This is a genomic window from Actinacidiphila guanduensis, assembly GCF_900103985.1.
GTDB classification, from domain to species: Bacteria; Actinomycetota; Actinomycetes; order Streptomycetales; family Streptomycetaceae; genus Actinacidiphila; species Actinacidiphila guanduensis.
The window spans coordinates 197,767-221,999 of record NZ_FNIE01000008.1 but is presented as its reverse complement, the minus strand read 5'-3'; the positions used below and the strand labels follow the sequence as shown (position 1 = coordinate 221,999).

Sequence of the window (24,233 nt, the reverse complement as noted above, 5' to 3'; positions counted from 1 at the left end):
GTACTCCTATTCGTCCTCCCGGCACCGATCGGGAGCCGCCGCCGCGCAATTATGCGCGCACACAATTCATTCGCATGCGGGGCGCATGGATGCCCCTCCCGCGCACCCCAACGGCCTTCCACCCGCGCCGGATACACCTGCGGACGGCAGCGACTATCGGCGGACTTTCCCCACGGGGTGATAAGTTTCACCCCAACGGTGAATGCTTTCGCACGGGGGCGATGGTGTATGGCGTTTTTTGAGCGCCGTGGTGAGACGGCGCGTCTGAGAGAACTCCACGACAGCAGCAGACGCGGACGGCCGCAGATCGTCCTGCTCGACGGCGCCGCCGCGAGCGGCAAGACGCTCCTGCTGGAGGCGTTCGCCGAGCAGGCGGCGGGGCAGGGGACCGTGGTGCTGGCTGCCGCCGGCTCACCCGACCGGCCCGCCGTCCCCTTCGACCTGCTGTCCCGGCTCGTCCTCTCCCCGGCCCTCCCGGCGACCGCCCGCCGGCACGCCGCAGCCCTCCTGGCCGAGCCCGAACCGGCCGGTCCCGCCGAACTCGCCCGAGCACTGGGCGACTTGATGACCGAGGCCGCGGCGGACGCCCCATTGCTGCTCTGCGTGGACGACCTCAGGCACGTGGACCCCGCCTCCCTGGAGGTGCTGCTCGCCCTCCTGCGCACCCCGCCCGCCACCCGGTTGACAGCCGTGCTCGTCGAGCGCTCGCAGCCGGGCGGCGAACCCCCGGCGTTCCCCGCGGAGTTGCTGGACCGGCCGGACTGCCACCGGCTGACGGTGCCGCCGCTCTCCTACGCCGAGGTACGGGCGGCGCTGTCGGGCAAGGCGTCCGAATCCGCGGCCGCGGCCTACCACGCCATATCCGGCGGCAACCCCCTGCTGCTCGGCGGGCTGCTGGCCGACAGCGCGACCGGGACGGGGAGTTCGGGCGGTACGGTCAGCCCGTTCCTGGCCGGCCGCCCGGATGGTACGGGCAGCGCGGGCACCGGCGGCGGCGCCCTCCGGCAGGTCCCCGACGCGGAGGCGTTCGCCGACGAGCCGGTGGCCGGGGAGTCCTTCCGGCAGGCGGTGTTCGCCTGCCTGTTCCGCTGGGACCGGGTCACCGTGGGCGTCGCCCGCGCGCTGGCCGTTCTCGGCCGCGGCTGCGAGAGCCTCGCCGCGCCGCACACCCTGCCGGCCCCCTTGCTCACCCGGATGACCGGCCTCGACGCCGCCCAGGTGCGGCACGGGCTCTTCGCCCTCAGCTCCTCGGGCGCCCTGGCCGGCGGCTGGTTCCGGCACCCGGTGATCCACACGGTGGTGCTGGACTCGCTCGTGGTCGAGCAGCGCACCCGGCTGCACCTGGCCGCCGCGCGGCTGCTGCACGAGGCCGGACGGCCCGCGGCCGAGGTCGCCCGCCACCTGGTGGGCGCCGGGCGAGTCGAGGAAGAATGGACCGTGGAGGCGCTGCAGCAGGCCGCCGACCGCGCGCTCGCCGCCGACCGCCCCGACGTCGCCCGCGAGTGCCTGGAGGCCGCGCTGCGCAACTGCGCCGACCCGGCCCGGCGGGCCGGCCTGACCATGGCCCTCACCCGCCTGCGGTGGCGCGACCAGCCCTCGGCCGCGGCCTGGCACCTCGCCCCGCTCCAGCAGGACCTCTTCGCCGGCCTCCTCGAGCCCCGGTACGCCCCGGAGCTGGTGCGCTGCCTGCTGTGGCACGGCCGCAACACCGAGGCCCAGACCACCTACCGCTGGCTCCTCGCCACCGACGCCGACGCCTCCGCCGCGGCCGCCGACCTGCGCCTGCACGCCCCGTGGCTCACCCCGGCGGGCAACCCCCCGGGGCCGATACCCGGCGGCGCGCAGGAGTCCGTACGGGCGGGCGCGGGCGACCGTACGGACGGGGCGGCCGGGACGGACGTCCTGACGGACCCGGACCCGGGCACCGCCGACACCGACACCGGCACCGCCGATACGGACGGCAGCGGCACCGACCGCGCTGCCGGGGACGCCGAATCCGCTCGGCGCCCCGCGTCCCCGGACGGGCGCTTCCGCACCGGCCTGCTGCGGAGCCTCGCCACCACCGCCGACGCCGGCCCCGAGGGTGCCGGCGGGCGGATGGACGAGCAGACCCGTGCGGTGCTGCAGACCGCTGCCGCGCTCGCGACGGTGCTGCGCGAGGGGCCCGGCGAGGAGGTGGTGGCGCGGGCCGAGCGGGTGCTCGCCGAGCACGTACCCGCAGACGACACCGTGACCGCGCTGACCTCTGCCCTGCACGTGCTGATGTTCGCCGACCGGCCCGACCGCGCCGAGCTGTGGTGCCGCGGCCTCGCCGAGCAGGCGGCGGACCGGCAGGCGGCGGCCTGGCAGGCCCGGTTCACCGCCGTGCGGGCGGCCGCGGTACTGCGCAGCGGACGGCCCCTGGAGGCCGAGCGGCTAGCAGCTCGCTCACTGGAACTGCTCACCCCGCACGACTGGGGCGTGCACGTGGGCCTCCCGCTGTCGGTGCTGGTGTCCGCGCGCACCCTGCTGGGGCGGCACGAGCAGGCCGCCGCGGTGCTCGAGCAGTTCGTGCCCGAGAGCATGTACCGCACCCCCTGGGGGCTGGCCCACCTGCACGCGCGCGGCCACCACCTGCTCGCCGTGGGCAGCGCCCAGGCCGCGCTCGCCGACTTCCGCACCTGCGGCGAGCTGGTGACCGCCTGGGCGATCGACTCCCCCGTGCTCGTCCCCTGGCGCAGCGCCAGCGCCCGGGCCCGGCTGCTGCTGGGCGAGCCGGAAAAGGCCCGCGCGCTGGTGGAGGAGCAACTGGCGCTGCCCTCGGCAGCGGCGCCGCGGGTACGGGGGATCTCCCTGCGGGTGCTGGCCGCGACCCTCCCGGCGGAGGAGCGGCCGCCGCTCCTGCGGGAGTCGGTCGCGCTGCTGCGCAGGACGGGCGACCTCGGCGAGGTGGTGCTCGCCCTCGCCGACCTCGTCGCCGCCCACCGCGCCCTCGGCGACACCGCGGCCGCGGCCCCCCGCGAACGCCAACTCCTGCGGCTGGCCCAGGCGACCGGTCTGACCGAACGGTTCCTGCCGCCGGCCGCCGACCCGGCGGCCCCCGCCGCCCGCCCCGCCGAACTGACCGGCCTCCTCAGCGAGGCCGAGCGCCGGGTCGCCGAACTCGCCGCCCGCGGCCACACCAACCGGCAGATCAGCCGCCGCCTCTTCGTCACGGTCAGCACCGTCGAACAGCACCTGACCCGCGTCTACCGCAAACTCCACGTCTCCCGCCGCGCCGAGCTGCCTGCCTTTTTTTGAGACGCCCCTCCGCCTCCGGGCGCTGGAGTCACTGTCGACGGTCGATCATGCTCGGTTTCCTCGTACCTCGGAAACCTCCGCGTGTTCTCCCTTTCGACAGCGACGCGCCCTTCGGCTCCAGGGCTTTTCGACCTCCCGCTGGTTCCTGCTCACGGGCACCCCGATGGGAACCCTTCATGCGGGGGCTACACCCGGTCGATGTGGACGCTTGTCGACTTCACCCTCGCCACTGCCTCGGCGCCCACCTCCAGGCCCAGCTCCTCCACGGCCTCGCGGGTGACCAGGGAGACCAGGCGGTGCGGGCCCGCCTGGATCTCGACCTGCGCGGCCACGTCGCCGAGCTTGACGGCCGTCACGATGCCCGGGAAGGAGTTGCGGACGCTGGTGTACGGGGCGTCCTGCTCGCCGTCGCCGCTCCGCGCGAGTTCCACGGAGAAGGCGGCGAGGTCGCGACCCTCGATGAGCCGCCGGCCCGCCTCGTCACGGTGCGTGGCGACCCGGCCCGCGTCCGCCCACCGGCGGGCGGTGTCCGGGCTCACCCCCAGCAGGCGCGCGGCCTGCCCGATCGTGTAGGACTGCATGGCCTCACCCTACGGCTCCCGCGCCGGTCCGCCCGGTGACGCTTCGGGGCGCGGCCGCGCGGCGGGGCCAGTACGCTGAAACCGCGAAAGCAGCCGAACATGTGGACGACGGGGACGGGGATGCCCATGACCGAGCCGGACGGCACGCGCCGCGCCGCGCTCCTGACTGTCGACGACGATCCGGGGGTCTCCCGGGCGGTCGCCCGCGACCTGCGGCGCCGCTACGGCGAGCGCTACCGCATCGTGCGCGCCGAGTCCGGCGCGGACGGGCTGGAGGCGCTGCGCGAGATGAAGCTGCGCGGGGACCTGGTCGCGGTGATCCTGGCCGACTACCGGATGCCCAACATGACCGGCGTGGAGTTCCTGGAGCGGGCCATGGACATCCACCCGGGCGCCCGCCGGGTGCTGCTCACCGCCTACGCCGACACCGGCGCGGCGATCGACGCGATCAACGTGGTGGACCTCGACCACTACCTGCTCAAGCCGTGGGACCCGCCGGAGGAGAAGCTCTACCCGGTGGTGGATGACCTGCTGGAGGCGTGGCTGCGCTCGGACCACAAGCCGGTGCCGGAGACCAAGGTCGTCGGGCACCGCTGGTCGGCGCGCTCCTCGGGGGTGCGCGAGTTCCTCGCCCGCAACCAGGTGCCCTACCGCTGGTACCTGTCGGACCAGGCCGAGGGCAAGCGGCTGCTGACGGCGGCCGGCTGCGACGGGCTGCGGCTGCCGCTGGTGATCGCTCCCGGCGGCGAGGTGCTGCTGGAGCCCACCGACCAGGACCTGGCCGCGCAGGTGGGCCTGTCCACCACGCCGGCCGAGGAGTTCTACGACCTGGTGGTGATCGGCGGCGGCCCGGCCGGTCTGGGCGCGGCCGTCTACGGGGCCTCCGAGGGGCTGCGCACGGTGCTGGTGGAGCGCACCGCGACCGGCGGGCAGGCCGGCCAGAGCGCCCGGATCGAGAACTACCTCGGCTTCCCCGACGGCGTCTCCGGCGCCCAGCTCACCGACCGGGCCCGCCGGCAGGCCACCCGGTTCGGCGCCGAACTGCTCACGGCGTGCGAGGCGACGGCCCTGGAGGTCGGCGGCCCCTCGCGCACGGTGCGGTTCGCCGACGGCACCGCGGTCTCCGCGCACAGCGTCATCCTCACCACCGGCGTCGCCTACCGGCAGCTCGACCTGCCGGGCCTGGACGAGCTCACCGGTCGCGGCGTCTACTACGGCTCGGCGCTCACCGAGGCGGACGGCTGCGAGGGCCAGGACGTCTTCATCGTCGGCGGCGCCAACTCCGCCGGCCAGGCGGCGGTGTACCTGTCCCGGCACGCCAAGTCGGTGACGCTGCTGGTGCGCGGGGCCTCGCTGGAGGCGTCGATGTCGCACTACCTGATCCAGCAGATCGCCGACATCCCCACCATCACGGTGCGCACCGGGACCCGGGTGGCCGGCGTGCACGGCGAGGACCACCTGGAGGGCCTGACCCTGCAGGACACCTCGGGCCGCACCGAACTGGTCGAAGCCCAGCGGATGTTCGTCTTCATCGGCGCCGCCCCGCGCACCGACTGGCTGGACGGGGTGGTGCGGCGCGACGGGCACGGCTTCGTGGTGACCGGCCCCGACCTGCTGGACGACGCGGGGCGCCCGCCGCTCGGCTGGGAGCCGGACCGGCTGCCGTACCACCTGGAGACCAGCGTGCCGGGCGTGTTCGCCGCCGGCGACGTGCGCTCGGAGTCCGCCAAGCGCGTGGCGTCGGCCGTCGGCGAGGGCGCCATGGCCGTGATGCTCGTGCACCGCTACCTGGAGGGGCTGTGACCGCGAACCCCGAGATCTGCGACCCGCAGGAGCTGCGCACCCTCTTCCTGTTCGAGAAGCTCGCCCCCGAGCAGCTGGACGAGCTGTGCCGGATCGGCCGGACGGAGACGGTGGAGCCCGGCCCGGTGTTCAGCGAGGGCGAGCCCGCCACCTGCTTCTACGTGCTGCTGGAGGGCACGGTGGTGACCTCCCGGCGGGTCGGCACCGACAACGTCGAGGTCAACCGCACCTCGCAGCGCGGGGTCTACTCCGGCGCCTTCCAGGCGTACCTGGGCGACCGGGTGCCGCAGCTGTACCCCAACTCGATGCGGGTCACCGAGCGTTCGCGGTTCTTCGTGCTGGCCGCCGACGACTTCGCGCGGATCGTCAGCGACTGGTTCCCGATGGCGGTGCACCTGCTGGAGGGGCTGTTCTTCGGCAACAAGACGATCCAGCAGGCGATCAGCCAGCGCGAGCGGCTGCTGGCGCTGGGCTCGCTGTCGGCCGGGCTCACCCACGAGCTGAACAACCCGGCGGCCGCGGCGCTGCGGGCGACCTCCTCGCTGCGCGAGCGGGTGGCCGGGATGCGGCACAAGCTGAAGATCCTGGCCGGCGGCTCCTACCGGCAGGCGGACCTCAACGCGCTGGTGGCGGTGCAGGAGCGGGCCGCGGAGAAGGTGGCCAAGGCCGAGCAGCTCAGCCCGATGGACGCCTCCGACCGGGAGGACGCGGTCGCGGACTGGATGGAGGCGCACGGCATCGGCGGCGGCTGGGACCTGGCGCCGGCGTTCGTGCAGGCCGGTCTGGACGAGGAGTGGCTGGACCAGGTGGCGGCCGCGGTGGACGGCTCGCTGCTGGAGAGCGCGGTGCGGTGGCTGAACTACACCGTGGAGACCGAGCTGCTGATGAACGAGATCGAGGACTCCACCAGCCGCATCTCGGGTCTGGTGAACGCCGCCCGGCAGTACAGCCAGCTGGACCGGGCGCCCTACCAGGTGATCGACGTGCACGAACTGCTCGACAGCACCTTGCAGATGCTCGCCGGCAAGATCGGCGACGGGATCAGGGTGGTCAAGGAGTTCGACCCGGCGCTGCCGCCCGTCCCGGGCTTCCCCGGGGAGCTCAACCAGGTGTGGACCAACCTGGTGGACAACGCGGTGGCCGCGATGGACGGCTCGGGCACGCTCACCGTGCGGACCCGGCGCGAGCACGGCAGGCTGGTGGTGGAGTTCCAGGACACCGGCCCGGGGGTGCCGCCGGAGATCCGGCGGCGGATCTTCGAGCCGTTCTTCACCACCAAGCCGGTGGGCCAGGGCACCGGGCTCGGCCTGGACATCTCCTGGCGGATCGTGGTGAACAAGCACCACGGCGACCTGGAGGTGGAGTCCGAGCCGGGCGACACGCGCTTCCGGGTGTACCTGCCGCTGACCGCGCCCCAGCCGGAGCAGGGCGAGGGCGCCGCGCGAGCCGTGGCGGACGGGCAGGCCGGGACAAGGCCGCAGACCGCGAGCGAGGAGGCATCCGCATGACCACGCACGGCAGCCCGCACATCGACCCCGCCGTGCCGCCCAGCGGCACCGGCTGCTCGGAGTGCGACGAGGGCGGCGGCTGGTGGTTCCACCTGCGTCGCTGCGCCACCTGCGGCCACGTCGGCTGCTGTGACTCCTCGCCCGCCCAGCACGCGAGCGCGCACGCGGCGGCCACCGGCCACCAGGTGATCCGCTCCTACGAGCCGGGCGAGAGCTGGTTCTGGAACTACGCCACCAACGAGTACGTCGAGGACGGCCCGGAGCTGGCGCCGCCGCTCAGCCACCCCGCCGATCAGCCGGCGCCCGGCCCGGCCGGGCGGGTGCCGGGCGACTGGCGCGCCCACCTGAACTGACGGCCGCCGGACCGACGGCCGCGCCGGGTCCAACTGACCCGGCGCGGCACGGGCGGCCCGTGGCCGGTCAGTCCTCCAGCACCGGCAGCAGCTCCGGCAGGTGCCCGTCCGAGGCGAGCGCGGCTTCGACGCGCTCCTGGGGCACCTCGCCGTAGAGCGTGGTGCGCGGGCGGGCCGGGCGGCCGGCGGCCTCGGCGATGGCGACCAGGTCGCGCACCGAGCGGTAGGAGCCGTAGGAGGAGCCGGCCATCCGGGAGATGGTCTCCTCCATCAGGGTGCCGCCCAGGTCGTTGGCGCCCGAGCGCAGCATCTCGGCGGCGCCCTCGGTGCCCAGCTTCACCCAGCTGGTCTGGATGTTGGTGATGTGCGGGTGCAGCAGCAGCCGGGCCATGGCGGTCACCGCCCGGTTGTCCCGCAGGGTGGGGCCCGGGCGGGCGATGCCGGCCAGGTAGACCGGCGCGTTGGTGTGGATGAAGGGCAGCGTGACGAACTCGGTGAAGCCGCCGGTGCGCTGCTGGATCTCGGCGAGCAGCCGCAGGTGGCCGAGCCAATGATGCGGCTGGTCCACGTGCCCGTACATCATCGTGGACGAGGAGCGGATGCCCAGCTCGTGGGCGGTGCTGACCACCTCGACCCAGGTGGCGGCCGGGAGTTTGCCCTTGGTGAGGACCCAGCGCACCTCGTCGTCGAGGATCTCGGCGGCGGTGCCGGGGATGGTGTCCAGGCCCGCCTCCTTGGCGGCGGTGAGCCAGTCGCGGATCGACATGCCGGTGCGGGTCGCGCCGTTGACGACCTCCATGGGTGAGAAGGCGTGGACGTGCATGCCGGGCACGCGGGCCTTGACCGCGCGGGCGATGTCGAAGTAGGCGGTGCCGGGCAGGTCGGGGTGGATGCCGCCCTGCATGCAGACCTCCACCGCGCCGACCTGCCAGGCCTGTTCGGCCCGGTCGGCGACCTGGCCCAGGGACAGGGTGTAGGCGTCGGCGTCGGAGCGGCGCTGGGCGAAGGCGCAGAACCGGCAGCCGGTGTAGCAGACGTTGGTGAAGTTGATGTTGCGGGTGACGATGTAGGTCACGTCGTCGCCGACGGTGTCGCGGCGCAGGTCGTCGGCGATGCGGCACAGCGCGTCCAGGGCGGGGCCGTCGGCGTGCAGCAGGGCGAGGGCCTGGGCGTCGGTGAGGCGGGTGGGGTCGTCGGCGGCGGTGCTCAGCGCCTGCCGGACGTCGGCGTCCACCCGGTCGGGCACCAGGCCGGGGGCGGCCTGCTCGCGCAGGGCGTCCCAGTCGCCGTAGACGTCGTCGAAGTCGTCGCGGCGGTCGCCGGTGCGGCCCTCGGTGTCGATGGTGCGGTGCAGGTCGGTGCGGCCGGCGGCGGCCGGCAGGGAGTCCTCGGGCTCCTGCCAGGGGCGGCCGCGCACCTCGGCGTCCTCGCGGGCGAGGCCGGTGGCCGGGTCGGCCAGCGCGGTCACGTGCGGCAGCAGCCGCGGGTCCAGCCAGGGCTCGCCGCGGCGGACGAACTCCGGGTAGACGGTGAGGCGTTCGCGCAGGGTGAAGCCGGACTCCGCGGTGCGGGCGGCCAGTTCCTCGATCTGCGGCCAGGGCCGCTCGGGGTTGACGTGGTCGGGGGTGAGCGGGGAGACCCCGCCCCAGTCGTCGATGCCGGCGGCGACGAAGCGGTCGTACTCGCCGTCCACCAGGTTGGGCGGGGCCTGGATGCGGGCGGACGGGCCGAGGACGAGGCGGGCGACGGCGATCGCGGCGGCCAGCTCCTCCAGTTCGGCGTCGGGCATGGCACGCATCGCGGTGTCCGGCTTGGCCCGGAAGTTCTGCACGATGACTTCCTGGATGCCGTGGTAGCGGCGCTGGGCGCGGCGGATGGCGAACAGCGCGTCGGCGCGCTCCTCGTAGGTCTCGCCGATGCCGATGAGGATGCCGGTGGTGAAGGGCACGTTGGAGCGGCCGGCGTCCTCCAGCACCCGCAGGCGCACCGCGGGCTCCTTGTCGGGCGAGCCGTGGTGGGGGCCGCCGGGCTCGGACCACAGCCGGGTGGCGGTGGTCTCCAGCATCATGCCCATGGAGGGGGCGACGGGCTTGAGGCGCTGCAGGTCGGTCCAGCTCAGGACGCCGGGGTTGAGGTGCGGCAGCAGGCCGGTCTCCTCCAGGACCCGCACCGACATGGCGCGCACGTAGGCGAGGGTGTCGTCGTAGCCGTGGGCGTCGAGCCACTCGCGGGCCTCGGGCCAGCGGTCCTCGGGGCGGTCGCCGAGGGTGAACAGGGCTTCCTTGCAGCCCAGTTCGGCGCCGCGGCGGGCGATGTCGAGGACTTCGTCGGGCGAGAGGAACATGCCGTGGCCGTCCCGGCGCAGCCGGCCGGGGACGGTGACGAAGGTGCAGTAGTGGCAGCGGTCGCGGCACAGCCGGGTGAGCGGGATGAAGACCTTGCGGGAGTAGGTGATGACGCCGGGCCGGCCGGCCGCCGCCAGGCCCGCGTCGCGGACCCGGCCGGCCACCGCGGACAGCCGGGCCAGGTCCGCGCCGCGCGCCTGGAGCAGCACGGCGGCCTCGGCGGTGTCCAGGGCGACACCTTCCTCGGCGCGGTGCAGGGCGCGGCGCATCCCCGTGGCGGTGGGCCGCGGGGCGGGCTCTTCAGGTACCGGGGGGACTCGCGTCGTCATCCTTCGAGCATATGCATACGCAACAACACCTCGGAGGGCGGCAGGGGTCGGGTCGTAACGACCGGGCCCCGCGGCGGCGGACCGGGCCGGGCGGGACCGGGCGGCGCCGGCCGGGCCGCGGGCGGCCGAAACGGAACCGGTTGCCCCGCCGTGACGCGGGCGGGGCAGGATTGTCGTCGCGGGGCGGGCGGGAGCGGGGCGGCCGGAGAGGGGAGTTGGGACGGTGCTGGAGGTACTCGGGCTCGACCACGGGCAGGAGGCGGCCTACTTCGCGCTGCTCGACGGATCGGCGCTGGGCCTGGACGAACTGGTGGGGCGGACCGGCCTGGAGGCGGACATCCTCAAGGGCGCGCTCACCCGTCTGGAGGACGGCGGGCTGGTGTCGCGGTTGACCGGGGAGCCCGCGCGGTGGACGGTGCTGCCGCCCGAGCACGCGATCGAGGTGCTGCTGCTGGCGCGCGAGCGGGACATCCGGCGGGTGCGGGCGCTGACCCAGTGGCTGGGCGAGAAGCACCGCAAGGGCCGGATCGGGCAGGACGCGGCCGCGCTGATCGAGGTGATCACCGGGCCGGAGGCGGTGGCGCGGTGCGGGCAGCAGTTGTTCGCGGGCGCCGAGCGGGAGGTGCGCGGCATCGACGCGCCGCCGTACGCGCAGGCCGGCGACGGCTCGTCGGTGAACTCCAGTGCGAACATGGCCTCGCGCGGGGTGCGCAGCCGCTTCATCTACGGGCGGGACAACCTGACGCTGCCGGGCACGATCGGCCGGATCGAGCGGGACATGGCCTACGGCGAGGAGGTGCGCATCCTGCCCCGGGCGCCGATGAAGATCATCATGGCAGACGGCCAGGCCGGGCTGATCCCGCTGGTGGCGACCCCTCAGGTGCTCGACTCGTGCATTCTGGTGCGCCCTTCGGCGCTGCTCGACGCGCTGTCGGCGCTCTTCGAGACGCTGTGGCAGCAGGCGCAGCCCTACGTCCCGGACGGCCTGGGGGCGGCGGTCGCGGGTGAGGACGGGCCGACGGAGGACGAGCGGCGCATCCTGTCGCTGCTGGCACTGGGGCTGTCGGACGACGCCATCGCCCGGCAGTTGGGGATCGGGCTGCGGACGGTGCAGCGGCGGGTGCAGGCGCTGCTGGTGCGGCTGGGTGCGGGCAGCCGGTTCCAGGCGGGGGTGCTGGCGGCCGACCGGGGCTGGTGGCGGCCGACACCCCGGCCCCGGTCGCAGGCGCCGGGCGAGCGGGTGTGAGGCGGGGCCGCGGAACCGGGTGGTGCCCGGCCCCGCGGCCCCTGATGGGCCGTTCCCCGCGGCTACAGCGCGGTCAGCGCGAAGTCCGCGGTGACCGTGCCGGCCTTGACGAGCTTGACCGTGCGGGTCGCCGGCCGGTAGCCGCCGGCCGCCACCACGATCGTCAGCTTGCCGTCGGAGACCGGCCGCCACAGCCGGTACCCGCCGTCGGCGCCCGTGGTCAGGGCCGTGCCGCCGTTCTTGGAGTCGACCTCCACCACCGCGCCCGGCAGCGGCACCTGGCCGTTCGCGGTGGCGCCGGTGACCGTGCCGGACAGCTCGCCCCAGCCGGGCGGCGCGGTGACCGTCATGGTCAGCGGCACCGTCAGCGACGCGTACGGGGTGTCGCTGTCCACGACGAGGGCGGCGCGGTGGTCGCCGAGGTCGGCGGCGCCCATCGCGGAGGCGTCCAGGGTCACCTTGACGGTGGTGGACGCCCCGCCCTTGAGGGTCAGGGTCTTCGCGCTCTCCGACAGCCAGGGCACGTCCGCGTGCGGCGCGTCCCAGCCGGGCAGTTGGAGGGCGCTGGTGAGCACGCTGCCGTCGGCGCCCTCGCCGCCGAGCAGGTACCAGCCCGGGGCGGCGTCGGCGAGCAGGGTCGGCTGCGGCAGCCCGGCCTGCGGACTCCAGGTGTCGGAGCCCGGGTCGTAGGCGTAGGTCTGGCCGCTGACCGTGCCGGTGCTCAGCGACGCGCCGCCGGCCACGAGCAGCCGGCCGTCCGCGCTGGTGCCGGCCGCGCCCCAGAAGTCGGTGGGCGCGTCGGCGGCGCGGTGCCAGGTGCCGGTGGCGGCGTCCAGCCGGTAGGTGTGCGGGGTGTCCACCGAGGTGCCGTCCATCGGCGCGTAGGAGCCGCCGGCGCAGGTGAGCACCGACTCCACCGTGCCGCACGCGGAGTACGAGATCGGCTCCGGGTACGGGCTGCCGGTCGACCAGGTGTCGGTGGCCGGGTCGTAGACCTGGACGTCGGTGGTGCCGCAGCCGATGGCGAAGGTGCAGCCGCCGATGACGTAGAGCCGGTCGGCGGCGACACCGAAGGACGAACCGCCGTAGCCCAGGGGGGCGTCGGCGATCTGCGACCAGGTGTTGCTCGCCGGGTCGTAGACCTCGCCGCCGCGGATGCCGTTGCCCGCCTCGTCGCGGCCGCCGGTGACGTAGAGCTTCCCGCGGATGAAGCCGTAGGCGGGTGCGAAGCGCTTGGTGACCGGGGAGGCGAGCTGGTGCCAGGTGCCGGTGGCCTGGTCGTATGACCGGAAGTCCGTGGTCCAGTTGCCGTCGGCGGTGGCGCCGAGCCCTTCGTAGAGCACGCCGTCCTGGACGGCGGCGACGCCGCCGTAGGAGCCCGCGGGCAGGTCGGCGAGCGACTGCCAGCCCTGGGCGGCGGTGGCGGGCGCGGCCCGCCGGGTGAGGTCGGCGGTCGGCCCCTGCGGGGTGGCCGCCGGCTTGCGGGCGGCCGTGCCGGCCGTGCCGGGGGCGGCCGTCAGCGGGGTGATGGCGGTGGGCGCGGTGACGGCGGGCGCGCCGGCGGAGGTGGCGGCCGGGCCGAGGTCCTGCTCGCCGAGGGAGAACGTGACGGGCGAGCCGCCGGTGTTCCGCAGCGAGAGGCTGACCGTCCTGCTGTCGCCCCAGGCGACCGAGGCGGCCACCGAGGACTGGTCGGTGGCGAGCTTCGCCGGGTGCAGGGCGAAGTCGGCGGCGACCGCCTGGTCGGCCGTCACCTTCACCTTCGCCGAGACCGCCGGGTAGCCGAAGGCGGGCAGCCCGGCGGTGAAGGACTGCTTGCCGGTGGCCGAGGAGTACAGCCAGTAGACGCCGTCACCGACCGCGGGGTCGCCGGGCGAGACGACGGCCTTGGCGCTGTCGGCGGGCTGGGCGTCGGAGGCGACGGTGGCCCCCGGCACGCCCGATCCGGTGTTGGCGTCGGTGACGCGGCCGACCAGCAGGCCGCCGTGCAGGGCGGTCAGGGTGCGGGTGCCGACGGCGACGTCGTCCAGCTCCCAGATGCCGGTCAGGCTGCCGGTGAAGTGGAAGCGGACCCGCACCGAGCGGTCGCCCGCGTAGGCGGTCAGCGGCACGGACTCGTGGTCGGGCCCTGGCACCACGTCCTCGTGGTGCCAGACGGTGGTCCACGTGGTGCCGCCGTCGGTGCTCACGTCCACGTCGGCGGTGGCGTCGCCCAGCCGGTACAGCGACGGCAGGGCGCTGTCGAAGTCCAGCTCGGGTGTCTTCTCGGCGCTGAAGTCGTAGGCGGGGCTGAGCAGTTCGGTGTCCACCGGGGCCCAGCCGTCGGCGAAGTCGTCGACGATGGCGAACCGGCCGGAACCGCCGGTCTGGTTGCCGCGGTTGAGCGGGTCGTCGAACTGCCAGCCGCCGGCCGGGGTGTTGTTCTTCACCGTCCAGCCGGCCGGGGCGGCGGCGGAGTCGAAGTGCTGCTGCTCGCCGCCGTGGTAGGTGATCTCGTAGCCGGCCGGCAGGGTGCCGGAGGTGTTCAGCTGCGGCACCACGTCCACCCCGGTCAGCGGCTTGGCGCCCACCGACACCTGCCGGGTGGCCGCCTGGTAGCCGGGCACCAGCGGGGTGACGTGCACGGTGTAGTCGCGGTTGAGCGGCACGGTGACGCGGTAGGCGCCGGTGGCCGGGTCGGTGAAGGTCTGGCCGGGCACGCCGTCCAGGGTGATCCGGGCGTAGACGCCCCAGGAGTGGGCGCTGTCCCGCACGGTGCCGGAGACCTGCTCGGAGGGCACCGCGGTCAGCGCGATGTCCTCGGTGAGGTCGGTGCCGTCGGGCAGGTCGAGGGTGCCGAGGTCCTTGTCGGCGTAGCCGAACGCGCCCGCCGTGGCCGGGTAGTCGCCGGCCGGGATGGTCAGCCGGTAGGTGCCGTCGGCGGCGCTGGTCGCGTGGTAGTCGCCGACATCGACGGCGGCCCCGGCGATGGGCTTGCCGGTGTCGGCGTCGGTGACGGTGCCGTGCACGTCGGCGTGCGGGCCGGGCTTGAAGGCCGCGGTGCCGTCGGGCGTGCCGAGGCCGCTCGGCCCGTCGTAGCCGGGCTGGGCCGCGCACAGGTAGAGCGGGTCGCACTGCGGGGTGCTGCCGAAGCCGCACAGCGAGGCGTCCGCGCAGGAGGCGTCGTCGCCGGTGGTCACGTCGTTGAGCGCCGAAGGCGTCTGGTACGGGTAGGAGTTGGGGTACGTGCCCGCGACCGGGGTGCCGGCCAGCGCGTAGGTGCCGGTGATGATCGGGGCCGAGGCGCTGGTGCCGCCGTAGACGTTCCAGCCGCCGTCGGAGAAGCTGTTGTAGACCGCGACACCGGTGGCCGGGTCGGCGACCGCGCTGACGTCGGCGACGGTGCGCCCGGGGCAGCCGGAGTCGGTCTGGAAGGCGGGCTTGGCCTCCACCGCGGAGCAGCCGGAGGCGGGGGCGCCCCAGTGCGGGGCCCCGGTGGAGTCGGTGACCACCGAGTTCCACACCGTCTCGTTCCAGCCGCGCGTGCTGCTGTCGCGGGTCAGCGAGGTGCCGCCCACGGAGGTCACGTACGGCGAGGAGGCCGGATAGCTGATCCCGTAGCCGTCGTCGCCGGAGGCGAACACCACGGCGGTGCCGGGGTGGTCGAAGTACGCCTGGTCCGCGGCGGGTTCGCCCGGGTCGTCGATGTAGGCGCCGTAGGAGTTGGAGACGTACTTCGCGCCGAGCGAGACCGCGGTGTCCACGGCGGTGCCGAGGTCGTCCATGCTCGTGCCGTCCGCCTCCACCAGCAGGATGTGCGCCTGCGGGGCGACGGCGGAGACCATGTCGAGGTCGAGGGAGATCTCGCCGGCCCAGCCCTCGTCGGGCGCGGGCAGCTGGGCGCCGCCGTGCTCGTCGGTCTTGCGGAAGCAGCCGGAGGCGGCGGTGCAGGCCGGCAGGCCGTACTGCTGGCGGTAGACGGCGAGGTCGGCTTCGGCGGTCGGGTCGTCGTAGGCGTCGACGATCGCGATCGTGGCACCGGCGCCGCCGTCGGCGGGCAGTCCGTAGGCCGAGCGCAGGTCGGCCGGGGAGAGGCCGTCGGGCGCCGCGGCGGCGCCCGCGCTGTCGCGCTGCAGGCCGAGCGCCCTGCGGACGTCGGTGCGGCGGAAGGAGAAGCAGGAGAAGGCGCCCGGCTTGGGCGTGCCGCACAGCGGTTCGGCGGCCGCGGAGTTGGTGCCGGCCTTGGTCGCGGCGCCGGTACCGGTGACCCCGGCGGGGGCGGCCCAGGCGTTCTGCGGGAGCAGCAGGGCGAGGCAGGCCAGCAGCACGGTGGCGGCCGCGGCCAGGGCGCGGCGGGCGGGGGGCCGGGGCCGGCGGGCCGCGGGCCGGGTCACGGCGGCGGCGCGGGACCGGAGCCGGGGTCTGTGCCGGGGAGCGCTCCCATACGGGTTCGGGCCGGGCGGGGGTATGACGGGCAAGGGACATCTCCAGGGGTGTCAAGAGTGCCGGCCCGCGGCCGTCATCGGTGGGGAACGGACGCGGTGGACTCAAGATCCCCAGGCGGCTCGGCCCGGGTCAACGCGCACGGCTGGCGGCTTACCGCCGTGTCGGGTTCACGCCCCCGGCGCCCGCCCGTGGCACGACGGTCGCCTGATCATGCCGCGGCCGCGTGGGGGCGCGACTGGGCGGCGCCCGCGCGGCACCTGGACCGCGCACCCGGCCGCGCTGCCGAACGCGCGGGCGGACGGCGGCAGTTCCCCGGGCGGCGGTGCGAAGTCCGGTGCGGCCCGGGCCCACCGGCACCGGCCGCGGCGGAAAGTCATCGTCCGTGCGGGGCCGCGCCCGCGGCGGCAGGGGGCGGTCCGCGGGAGCGGGCGGCGGGTTCGGGCCAGATTCCGCTTCCGGCCGCAGGCGCCCTTTCGGCGGCACGGAGTGTGAACTACCGTGACAGCTGAGTTAGTTGCTTCAAGCATCTAGTGCTGGGGGCAGCTACCTCATGGGTCCCGCACGCCTCGACCACCTCACCCGTATCCGCTTCTGACCGGAGGAGGAGTCCGCCATGCCCGCAACCGGATCGCCCACCCCCCTACTCGACGTTCCCGCAGCCCGCGGCGGCTGTCCGTTCGATCCGCCGCCCGCCTACGGACAGGCCCGCCACGAGCACCCGGTGGCCCGGGTCCGGCTGTGGGACGGCACCGAGAGCTGGATGCTCACCCGGCACGAGGACATCAGGACCGTGCTGCGCGACCGCCGGTTCAGCGCCGACGCCCGCAGGGCGGGATTCCCCTTCCTCACCGAGGGCCGCAAGGCGCTGACCACCGATCACCCCACCTTCATCCGCATGGACGACCCCGAGCACGCCCGGCTGCGCCGGATGCTCACCGCCGACTTCATGATCCGCAAGGTGGAGACCTTGCGCCCCCAGGTGGAGCGGCTGGCCGGCGAGTTGCTGGACGCGATGACCGAGGGGCGCCACGAGGCCGACCTGGTGGCCGAGTTCGCCCTGCCGCTGCCCTCGGTGGTGATCTGCGTACTGCTCGGCGTGCCCTACTCCGAGCACGCCTTCTTCCAGCGGTGCAGCTCCACCATGCTGCGCTCGGACGCGTCCCCGCAGGAAGTCACCGGCGCCCAGAAGGAGTTGCTGGACTTCCTCGCCGAACTCGCCCGCGCCAAGCGCGCCGACCCCGACGACGGCATCCTCAGCCGGCTCGCGCAGGAGGGCGAGCTGGACGACGACGAGATCGCCTCGATGGGCCGGCTGCTGCTGGTCGCCGGCCACGAGACGACGGCCAACATGACCGCCCTGTCGGTGGCCGCGCTGCTGCAGAACCCGCGCGAGCTGGCCCGGATGCGGGCCGCCGGACCGCAGGAGACCGAGGCGGCGGTGGAGGAGCTGCTGCGCTACCTCAGCGTCGTGCAGGGCGGGGTGGCGCGGGTGGCCACCGAGGACGTCGAGGTCGGCGGCACCCTGATCCGGGCCGGCGAGGGCGTGCTGTGCATGCTGAACGAGGCCAACCGCGACGAGGACGCCTTCCCCGGCGCGGACGAACTCGACCTGGCCCGCCCCGGCTCGCGCCGCCACCTGGCCTTCGGCTTCGGCGTCCACCAGTGCCTGGGCCAGCCGCTGGCCCGCCTCGAACTGCGGGTCGCGATCCCCGCGTTGCTGCGCCGCCTGCCCGGGCTGCGGCTGGCCGTGCCGTTCGAGGAGCTGCCCTTCCGCCACGACATGCTCGTCTACGGCGTCCACCGCCTGCCCGTCGCCTGGTGACCGGCCGGACCTCTCCACGGAAGGAGCCCGCCATGCGGGTGCATGTCGACCAGGACCGGTGCTGCGGCTCGGGCATGTGCGTCCTGAGCGCGCCCTCGGTCTTCGACCAGCGCGACGAGGACGGCATCGTGGTGCTGCTGGACCCCGAACCGCCCGCCGAGGTGCTCGCCGACGTGCGCGACGCGGTGGCCGGCTGCCCGGCGCTGGCCATCGAGCTGGCCGGCGACGAGGAGCGGGCGGAGTAACGGCCCGCCGTACGGGAGCCGTTCCCCTGTCGGTCGGGTCCGCGGGACGGGACGGCCCGCGGACCCGTTCGGCGCGCGGGCCCGGCGACACGGCCCGCGCGGCCCGTCACGCCCGCTCCGGCTCCCCCGCCGGCGCGGGCGGCTCCGCGTCGCCGCCACCGCCCGGGACCCGGGCGCGCAGCGCCGCCTTGTCCGGCTTGCCGCCGGGGGCGACGGGTACGGCGGTGATGAAGGTGATGGTGGCGGGCGGCGCGCCCTCGCCGAGTTCGGCGAGCACGGCCGCCCGCAGGTCCTCCGGGTCGGGGGTGCGGCCGGGGGCGGGGACGACGAAGGCGTGCGCGGCCTCGCCGGTCGCCTCGTCGGGGGCGCCCACCACATACGCCTCGTCCACGTCGGGATGGGCGGCGAGCGCCGCCTCGATCGCGCCCACGTAGTGCAGGATCGCGTTGACGAAGATCACCTCGCGGGCCCGGCCGACCAGCCGCAGGTAGCCGTCCTCGCGCAGGGTGGCCAGGTCCCGGGTGCGTATCCAGCCGTCCCGCAGCACCTCGCGGGTCTGCTCCTCCTCGCCCAGGTAGCCGGACATGGCGCCGCCGGTGCGCACCCACACCTCGCCGGGCGTGCCGGCCGCGACCGGCTTCCCGGCCGGGTCGCGCAGGCTGAGGTCCACGCCCGGCATCACGCTGCCCACCGAGTCCAGCACCCGCCCGCGGTGTTCGGCGATGTCGCGCGGGGTGAGCAGGGTGAGCATGCCGGTCTCGGTCTGGCCGTAGCCCTGGAAGACGACCGGGCCGAGCCGGTCGGTGGCCTCACCGAGCCGGTGCGGGGGCAGCGGTGAGCCGGCGACGAGCAGCGCGCGCATGCTGGAGGTGTCGACGGGCTCGCCGCCTTGTTCGGCCTCCCGCAGCGTCTCCAGCACCTGGTACAGCCGCGGCACCGTGCACAGGCAGGCGGTGATCCGGTGCCGGGCCCAGGTCTGCGGGAAGGAGACGGGCGGTTCGGGGATCACCGCGGTGCCGCCGGACAGCAGGCACAGCGCCAGGTGCTCCAGCATCACCGCGCTGGTGAGGGTGCCGAAGACGAGGTAGCGCCGGTAGCAGTCGGCCAGTTCGCGGGCCCGCTCGCTCCACAGGGCGGCCGGCTGCCAGGACCAGTGGGCGGCCAGCGCCCGGTAGGTCTGGGCGCAGCGCTTGGGGTGGCCGGTGCTGCCGCTGGTGAGGGTGACCAGGCCGTAGTCGTCGGGGCGGGCGCGGGCGGTCAGGTCGTCCGGGCGCGGCTGCGCGCCCTCGGGGTCGGGCCCTTCGACCAGGTCGCGGTCGACGTCGACCAGGGCGGCGCCCGCGGCCTTGGCGGCGGAGGCGAGCGCCTCGGTGGTGGTGGACTCGTCGGCGAGCACGGCGTCGGTGTCCTGACTGATGACGTACAGCAGCTGACCCGGAGTCAGGCCGGGACGCAGCCCGGTGACGCGGCAGCCGAGCAGGTGCGCGGCGATCTGGGCGGCGAAGCCCTGCGGGGTGACGGCGGTGCCGATGGCCACCCCGCTGCCGGGGCCGAGTCCGGCCGCGCGCAGCCGCCGCACGCAGCGCCGCACCAGCTCCAGCACCTCGCCGCGCGGCACCGGTTGTGACCGGAACTCGAACGCGGGGGTCGCCGGGTCGCGCGCGAAGGCGTCGATCAGGGGCTGCGGAAACACCGATTCGGCCGGATTGTTCATCTTGCCCCCTCGCTCCGAACGGTCGGCAGGCGATCGTATTCGGCCGCGCGGAAATGACCGGAGGGCCGTCGCTCACCTACCGTGACCGGGCCCGCCGGAAGGCAGCGCGGACTGCTGCCGAAGTTATCCGTACCGCCCGCCTCCCAACCTCGGAAAACTGTGTGATATGGATCACACGATGCCCTCTGGAATACTCTTTGAAACCTCAACTATGGTGACCGCATCCCTATCGGAAGCGGGAGGGCACGTGTCCGGAGAAGAACGGCTCGACTACTTGGTAGTAGGCGCGGGACCCGCCGGACTCCAGGCGGGGTATTTCCTGGAGCGGGCAGGCAGGAAGTATCTCGTGGTGGAGGCCGGCGAGGCTCCGGGTACGTTCTTCACGAGATTTCCCCGGCACCGGACACTGATATCGATCAACAAAGTGCACACCGGCTGGGACGACCCCGAACTGCGGCTGCGCACCGACTGGAACTCGCTGCTCTCCGAGGAGCACGCGCCCCTGTTCACCTCGGTCACCCCGCGCTACTTCCCGCCCGCCGACGCCATCGTGGACTACCTGGCGGATTTCGCGGCCACCCACGGCCTGCGCATCCGCTACAACACCCGCATCACCCGCATCAGCCGTCCCGCTCCCGAGGGCGCCGAGGCCGGCTCGGGCGCACGCGGGGACTTCGTCGCCGAGACCACGGACGGCACCGTGCTGCGCGCCCGCCGGCTGATCGTCGCCACCGGGGTGACCCGGCCGTACACCCCGCCGATCAAGGGCGCGGAGCTGGCCGAGCACTACTACGACGTGTCCGTCGACCCGGCGGAGTTCGTCGGCAAGCGGGTGCTGATCGTGGGCCGCGGGAACTCCGCTTTCGAGACCGCGGACAATCTGATCGAGACCGCGGCGGTCATTCACGTGGCCGGTCCCGGATCGCTGAAACTCGCCTGGCAGACGCACTTCGTCGGCCACCTGCGGGCAGTGAACAACAACTTTCTCGACACCTACCAGCTGAAATCGCAGAACGCACTGCTGGACGGTGACATCGAGTACATCAGAAAAGCGGACGGCCCCGGCGAGAACGGCGGATTCCTGGTCGCGGTCAAATTCTCCCGGGTCGCGGAAGTGGTCAAGGAGATCCCCTACGACCGGGTCATTCTTGCCACCGGTTTCCGGTTCGACGCCTCGATCTTCGCCGAGGAGTGCCGCCCCGAACTGACGATCAAGGACCGCTTCCCCGCGCAGACCGAGGCGTGGGAGTCGCCCAATGTTCCCGACCTCTTCTTCGCGGGGACCATCACCCAGGTGCTGGACTTCAAGAAGTCCACCAGCGGGTTCATCCACGGCTTCCGCTACGGCGTGCGCGCCCTGCACCGCATCCTGGAGCAGCGCTACGAGGACGTGCCCTGGCCGCGCCGCGACCTCGCCCCCGAACCCGGCGCGGTCGCCGACGAGGTGATCGCGCGGGTCAACCGCACCTCGGCGCTGTGGCAGCTGTTCGGCTTCCTCGGCGACGCGGTGCTCCTCGGCCCGGACGGCACCGCCGGCTACGTCGAGGAGGTCCCGGTCGCCCACCTCCACCAGGCCGTCGGCGACGGCCGGTTCGGCGAGGTGGACCGCTACCTGACGGTCACGTTGGAGTACGGCGCCGACCACGACCGGGTGAACCCCTTCGACGTCTCGGTGACCCGGGTCTCCCAGCAGTCCACCGGCGGCATCGACGGCCGCTACCTGCACCCGGTGGTGCGGCTCTTCCAGGACGGCAAGCAACTCGCCGAGCACCACATCACCGAGAACCTGGAGAACGAGTGGGACAGCGAGGAGTTCCACCGCACCCCACTGGTCCGCTTCCTCACCGAGCACCGGGTGCCGGCCGTGCCGGAGGCCGCCGCGCCCGGCGCGTCGTGACCGGCGGCGCCGCCCGCGGCCTGCTCGCCGAACTGCGCGAGAAGGCCGCGGCCCGGCTCGACCCGGTGCACCTGGACTTCTACGAGGGCGGCGCCGGCACCGAGCGGGCGCTGGCCGAGAACGAACGGGCCTTCGCCCGGCTCGCGTTGCTGCCGCGGGTGCTGCGCGCCGCCGGGCCGCCGCGCACCGCCGTGGACCTGCCGGGGGCGCCGGGCACGCAGCCCGTCGTGGTCGCGCCCACCGCCTTCCACCGGCTCGCCCACCGCGACGGCGAGTTGGCCACCGCACGAGCGGCCGCCGCCGCGGGCACCGTGCTGACCGCCTCGATGGCAGCCACCACCACCGTCGGCGAGATGGCCGCGGCCGCCCGGGCCGTGGACCCCGCGGCGGCCGTGTGGTTCCAGCTCTACCTGCAGCCGGAGCGCGAGGTCACCCTGGCCCTGGTGCGCCGGGCCGAGGAGGCCGGCTGCTCCGCCCTGGTGGTCACCGCGGACTCCCCCGTCTTCGGCCGCCGCACCCGCGACGACCGCAACCGCTTCCACGACCTGCCGCCCGGCTACGCCGCCGAGAACATGCGCGGCCTGCCCGGCGCCCCGCCCGGCGGCACCCGCGACATCGCCATGTCGCCCGCCCTGGGCTGGGCCGACCTGCGCCGGCTGCAGGCCGCCACCCGCCTGCCGGTGCTGCTCAAGGGGGTGCTGCACCCCGCCGACGCCCGCCGGGCGGTCGAGGAGGGCGTGGCCGGGATCGTCGTCTCCAACCACGGCGGCCGCCAACTCGACGCCGCACCCGCCGCGGCGGAGGCACTGCCGCGGGTCGCCGACGCGGTCGCCGGGCACGTGCCGGTGCTGCTCGACGGCGGGGTGCGCTCCGGCTCCGACGCCGTGACCGCGCTCGCGCTGGGCGCCACCGCGGTCGGCGTCGGCCGGCCGGTGCTGTGGGGACTGGCCGCCGAGGGCGAGGACGGGGTGGCCCGGGTGCTCGCCCACCTGCTGGAGGACACCGCACACGTGCTGGCGCTGTGCGGCGCGGGCGGCCCGCGCGACCTCGGCCGCGACCAGGTCGTCCGGCGCGGGCCGGCCGGCCTGCCGGGAATCGGGGAGGCGGGGTCCTGGTGACAGTGGGAAAGACCGTGCGGCAGGCGGCCGCGGCCGCGTTCGTGCTCTCCACCCCTTACTGGCTGCCCAAGGCGCTGGTGGGCCTGCGGGTGCGGGTGTTCGCCGCCGTCAACGGCCCCGAGGGCGTCATCGTGCCCAACGAGACCGTCGGCCCGGAGCAGTTCGCCGAGCTCTACGCCCATCCGGCAGCCGACGGCCGCAGCAAGGGCGCGGGCCTGTCCGACCTGTTCTGGTACTGGCTCTCCCCCGGCCCCGAGGTCCACCAGGAGCACCTCGAACCCGGGCCGCGCTACGACGCGGTGGCCCGTACCACCGTCTCGATCCTGGCCGGCAGCAGCGCGCAGCTGTCGAAGGCGGCCGCCGACTGCGCCGCCCGGGTGCTGGACGAACTGGTGCCCGGCGACGTCGAACTGGTCCGGCTGCGGGACCTGATGATGCCGGTGTGGGCGGAGTTCTTCCACGGCCTGGTCTTCCACGAGCCGTGCCCGCCGGGGGTGCGCGAGCTGATCACGGGCAACGCCGAGGACGTCGTCAATTCGCTGAAGAACACCCGGCTGCGGCACATGGGCAGGCGCGCCCGGCTGACCCGCTACCTGCTGCGCCGGCTCGCCGCCGGCGACCTGCCGCACGAGCTGCCCGCCGAGCTGTCCGGCCCGCGCGACCGGGCGCACTACCTGCAGGGCGCCTTCTTCAACACCGCGGTGGTGCAGATGTCGGAGGCGATGGCCCACCTGCTGCTGGTGCTCGCCCAGCACCCCGACGTCCAGCGGCGGCTGGCCGCGCACCCGGAGGACGACCACGACCTGGGCAACGTCATCAACGAGACACTGCGGATGTACCCGCTGTTCGGCATCGCGCACCGCATCACCAGTGCCGACATCGACCTCGGCGGCGACGTCCGCTACCCGGCCGGCACCGTGCTGTGCTTCGACTATCCCGCCTACCACGCGACCGGTTACGAGGACCCGGACGTCTTCGACCCCGGCCGCTGGGACCGCATCTCGGCCAAGGACGCGCACCACATCCCGTTCGGTGTCGCGGCCAACCGGCCGTGCCCCGCCTGGCGGCTCTCGCCGGTGGTGATGCGCGCGGCCACCCGCGAGGTGCTGGCCCGCTTCACCCTGCACTCCTCGGTCTCCCACACCCGGCCGATCCCGCACCGGGCACCCTGCCTGCTGGTCCGCCGCGGCCACCGGCTGCCGGCCCACCGCAGGGCCGCCGTGCTCGCCTTCCTGCGGGTGCGCGACCGCTGGGAGGACCTCGGCCGCAGCCTGCTCCAACTGGGCCTGGGCACCTGGATGGTGGCCGACGCCCGCCGGCTGCGGATGGCCGAGACCTACTTCGCCCACCACGACACCCAGGGCAACCCGCTGCCCGGCCAGCAGGCGGCCGGCGCGGCCGGTCCCGCCACGATCCCGCGCACCGCTGGCCCGTCCGGCTGCCCGTACCCGCACTGACCGCACGATCCCGGACCGCCGACACCACCCGTGCACGGGCGCCACCGCGTACCTGCACCGCCGGGCCCGCCCCCGGCCGGAGCGCCACAACCCCCATGCCGCTTCCCGCCG

General features: G+C 74.5%; 14 protein-coding genes. 10 read left to right on the top strand and 4 right to left on the bottom strand.

Annotated features, from left to right (window positions below; translation table 11 throughout):
* The first annotated feature begins 228 nt into the window (after positions 1 to 228).
* The gene (locus BLR33_RS18970) at positions 229 to 3,279 is read left to right on the top strand and encodes a helix-turn-helix transcriptional regulator (RefSeq protein WP_176930322.1); all 3,051 of its coding nucleotides are present in this window, start codon (positions 229 to 231) and stop codon (positions 3,277 to 3,279) included.
* 185 nt (positions 3,280 to 3,464) lie between these two features.
* On the opposite strand, the gene BLR33_RS18965 is transcribed toward BLR33_RS18970, so the two are convergent.
* Positions 3,465 to 3,860 (bottom strand): TOBE domain-containing protein, encoded by a 396-nt coding sequence (locus tag BLR33_RS18965; protein WP_093785704.1) that lies wholly within the window; start codon positions 3,858 to 3,860, stop codon positions 3,465 to 3,467.
* A gap of 126 nt (positions 3,861 to 3,986) precedes the next feature.
* On the opposite strand from BLR33_RS18965, the gene BLR33_RS18960 reads away from it, so the two are divergent.
* Genes BLR33_RS18960 through BLR33_RS18950 form a run of 3 tightly spaced genes read left to right on the top strand, consistent with a single transcriptional unit; the run spans position 3,987 to position 7,524 of the window.
* Positions 3,987 to 5,663, top strand: a complete 1,677-nt coding sequence (locus BLR33_RS18960; RefSeq protein ID WP_093785703.1) for an FAD-dependent oxidoreductase — start codon at positions 3,987 to 3,989, stop codon at positions 5,661 to 5,663.
* Positions 5,660 to 7,171, top strand: coding sequence for an ATP-binding protein (locus tag BLR33_RS18955; protein ID WP_093785702.1), 1,512 nt, complete (start codon positions 5,660 to 5,662; stop codon positions 7,169 to 7,171). Before BLR33_RS18960 ends, BLR33_RS18955 begins: the two co-directional genes overlap by 4 nt.
* Positions 7,168 to 7,524 (top strand): UBP-type zinc finger domain-containing protein, encoded by a 357-nt coding sequence (locus tag BLR33_RS18950; protein ID WP_093785701.1) that lies wholly within the window; start codon positions 7,168 to 7,170, stop codon positions 7,522 to 7,524. Before BLR33_RS18955 ends, BLR33_RS18950 begins: the two co-directional genes overlap by 4 nt.
* Before the next feature lie 67 nt (positions 7,525 to 7,591).
* On the opposite strand, the gene BLR33_RS18945 is transcribed toward BLR33_RS18950, so the two are convergent.
* On the bottom strand, positions 7,592 to 10,198 hold the full coding sequence (locus BLR33_RS18945) for a bifunctional FO biosynthesis protein CofGH (RefSeq protein ID WP_093785700.1): 2,607 nt from the start codon (positions 10,196 to 10,198) through the stop codon (positions 7,592 to 7,594).
* A 223-nt stretch (positions 10,199 to 10,421) separates the two neighbouring features.
* On the opposite strand from BLR33_RS18945, the gene BLR33_RS18940 reads away from it, so the two are divergent.
* Positions 10,422 to 11,444 (top strand): helix-turn-helix transcriptional regulator, encoded by a 1,023-nt coding sequence (locus BLR33_RS18940; protein ID WP_093785699.1) that lies wholly within the window; start codon positions 10,422 to 10,424, stop codon positions 11,442 to 11,444.
* 62 nt (positions 11,445 to 11,506) lie between these two features.
* On the opposite strand, the gene BLR33_RS18935 is transcribed toward BLR33_RS18940, so the two are convergent.
* The gene (locus BLR33_RS18935) at positions 11,507 to 15,817 is read right to left on the bottom strand and encodes a carboxypeptidase regulatory-like domain-containing protein (RefSeq protein WP_093785698.1); all 4,311 of its coding nucleotides are present in this window, start codon (positions 15,815 to 15,817) and stop codon (positions 11,507 to 11,509) included.
* Positions 15,818 to 16,482: 665 nt separating this feature from the next.
* Between BLR33_RS18935 and BLR33_RS18930 the strand changes: the two genes are divergently transcribed.
* Both BLR33_RS18930 and BLR33_RS18925 read left to right on the top strand, forming a co-directional pair.
* Positions 16,483 to 17,691, top strand: a complete 1,209-nt coding sequence (locus BLR33_RS18930) for a cytochrome P450 (protein WP_093785697.1) — start codon at positions 16,483 to 16,485, stop codon at positions 17,689 to 17,691.
* Positions 17,692 to 17,723: 32 nt separating this feature from the next.
* Positions 17,724 to 17,936 carry a ferredoxin gene (locus tag BLR33_RS18925; RefSeq protein WP_093785696.1) on the top strand — a complete coding sequence of 71 codons (213 nt, stop codon included), beginning with the start codon at positions 17,724 to 17,726 and terminating at the stop codon, positions 17,934 to 17,936.
* A 106-nt stretch (positions 17,937 to 18,042) separates the two neighbouring features.
* Here the strand turns inward: BLR33_RS18925 and BLR33_RS18920 are convergent, their stop codons facing one another.
* On the bottom strand, positions 18,043 to 19,629 hold the full coding sequence (locus BLR33_RS18920) for a class I adenylate-forming enzyme family protein (RefSeq protein ID WP_245771506.1): 1,587 nt from the start codon (positions 19,627 to 19,629) through the stop codon (positions 18,043 to 18,045).
* Between the two features lie 232 nt (positions 19,630 to 19,861).
* On the opposite strand from BLR33_RS18920, the gene BLR33_RS18915 reads away from it, so the two are divergent.
* The 3 genes from BLR33_RS18915 to BLR33_RS18905 are packed head-to-tail and all read left to right on the top strand — an operon-like array spanning position 19,862 to position 24,122.
* Positions 19,862 to 21,547 (top strand): NAD(P)-binding domain-containing protein, encoded by a 1,686-nt coding sequence (locus tag BLR33_RS18915; protein WP_093785694.1) that lies wholly within the window; start codon positions 19,862 to 19,864, stop codon positions 21,545 to 21,547.
* On the top strand, positions 21,544 to 22,665 hold the full coding sequence (locus tag BLR33_RS18910) for an alpha-hydroxy acid oxidase (protein ID WP_245771504.1): 1,122 nt from the start codon (positions 21,544 to 21,546) through the stop codon (positions 22,663 to 22,665). Before BLR33_RS18915 ends, BLR33_RS18910 begins: the two co-directional genes overlap by 4 nt.
* Positions 22,662 to 24,122, top strand: a complete 1,461-nt coding sequence (locus tag BLR33_RS18905) for a cytochrome P450 (RefSeq protein ID WP_093785693.1) — start codon at positions 22,662 to 22,664, stop codon at positions 24,120 to 24,122. The genes BLR33_RS18910 and BLR33_RS18905 overlap by 4 nt, the downstream gene beginning before the upstream one ends.
* Positions 24,123 to 24,233 lie beyond the last annotated feature (111 nt).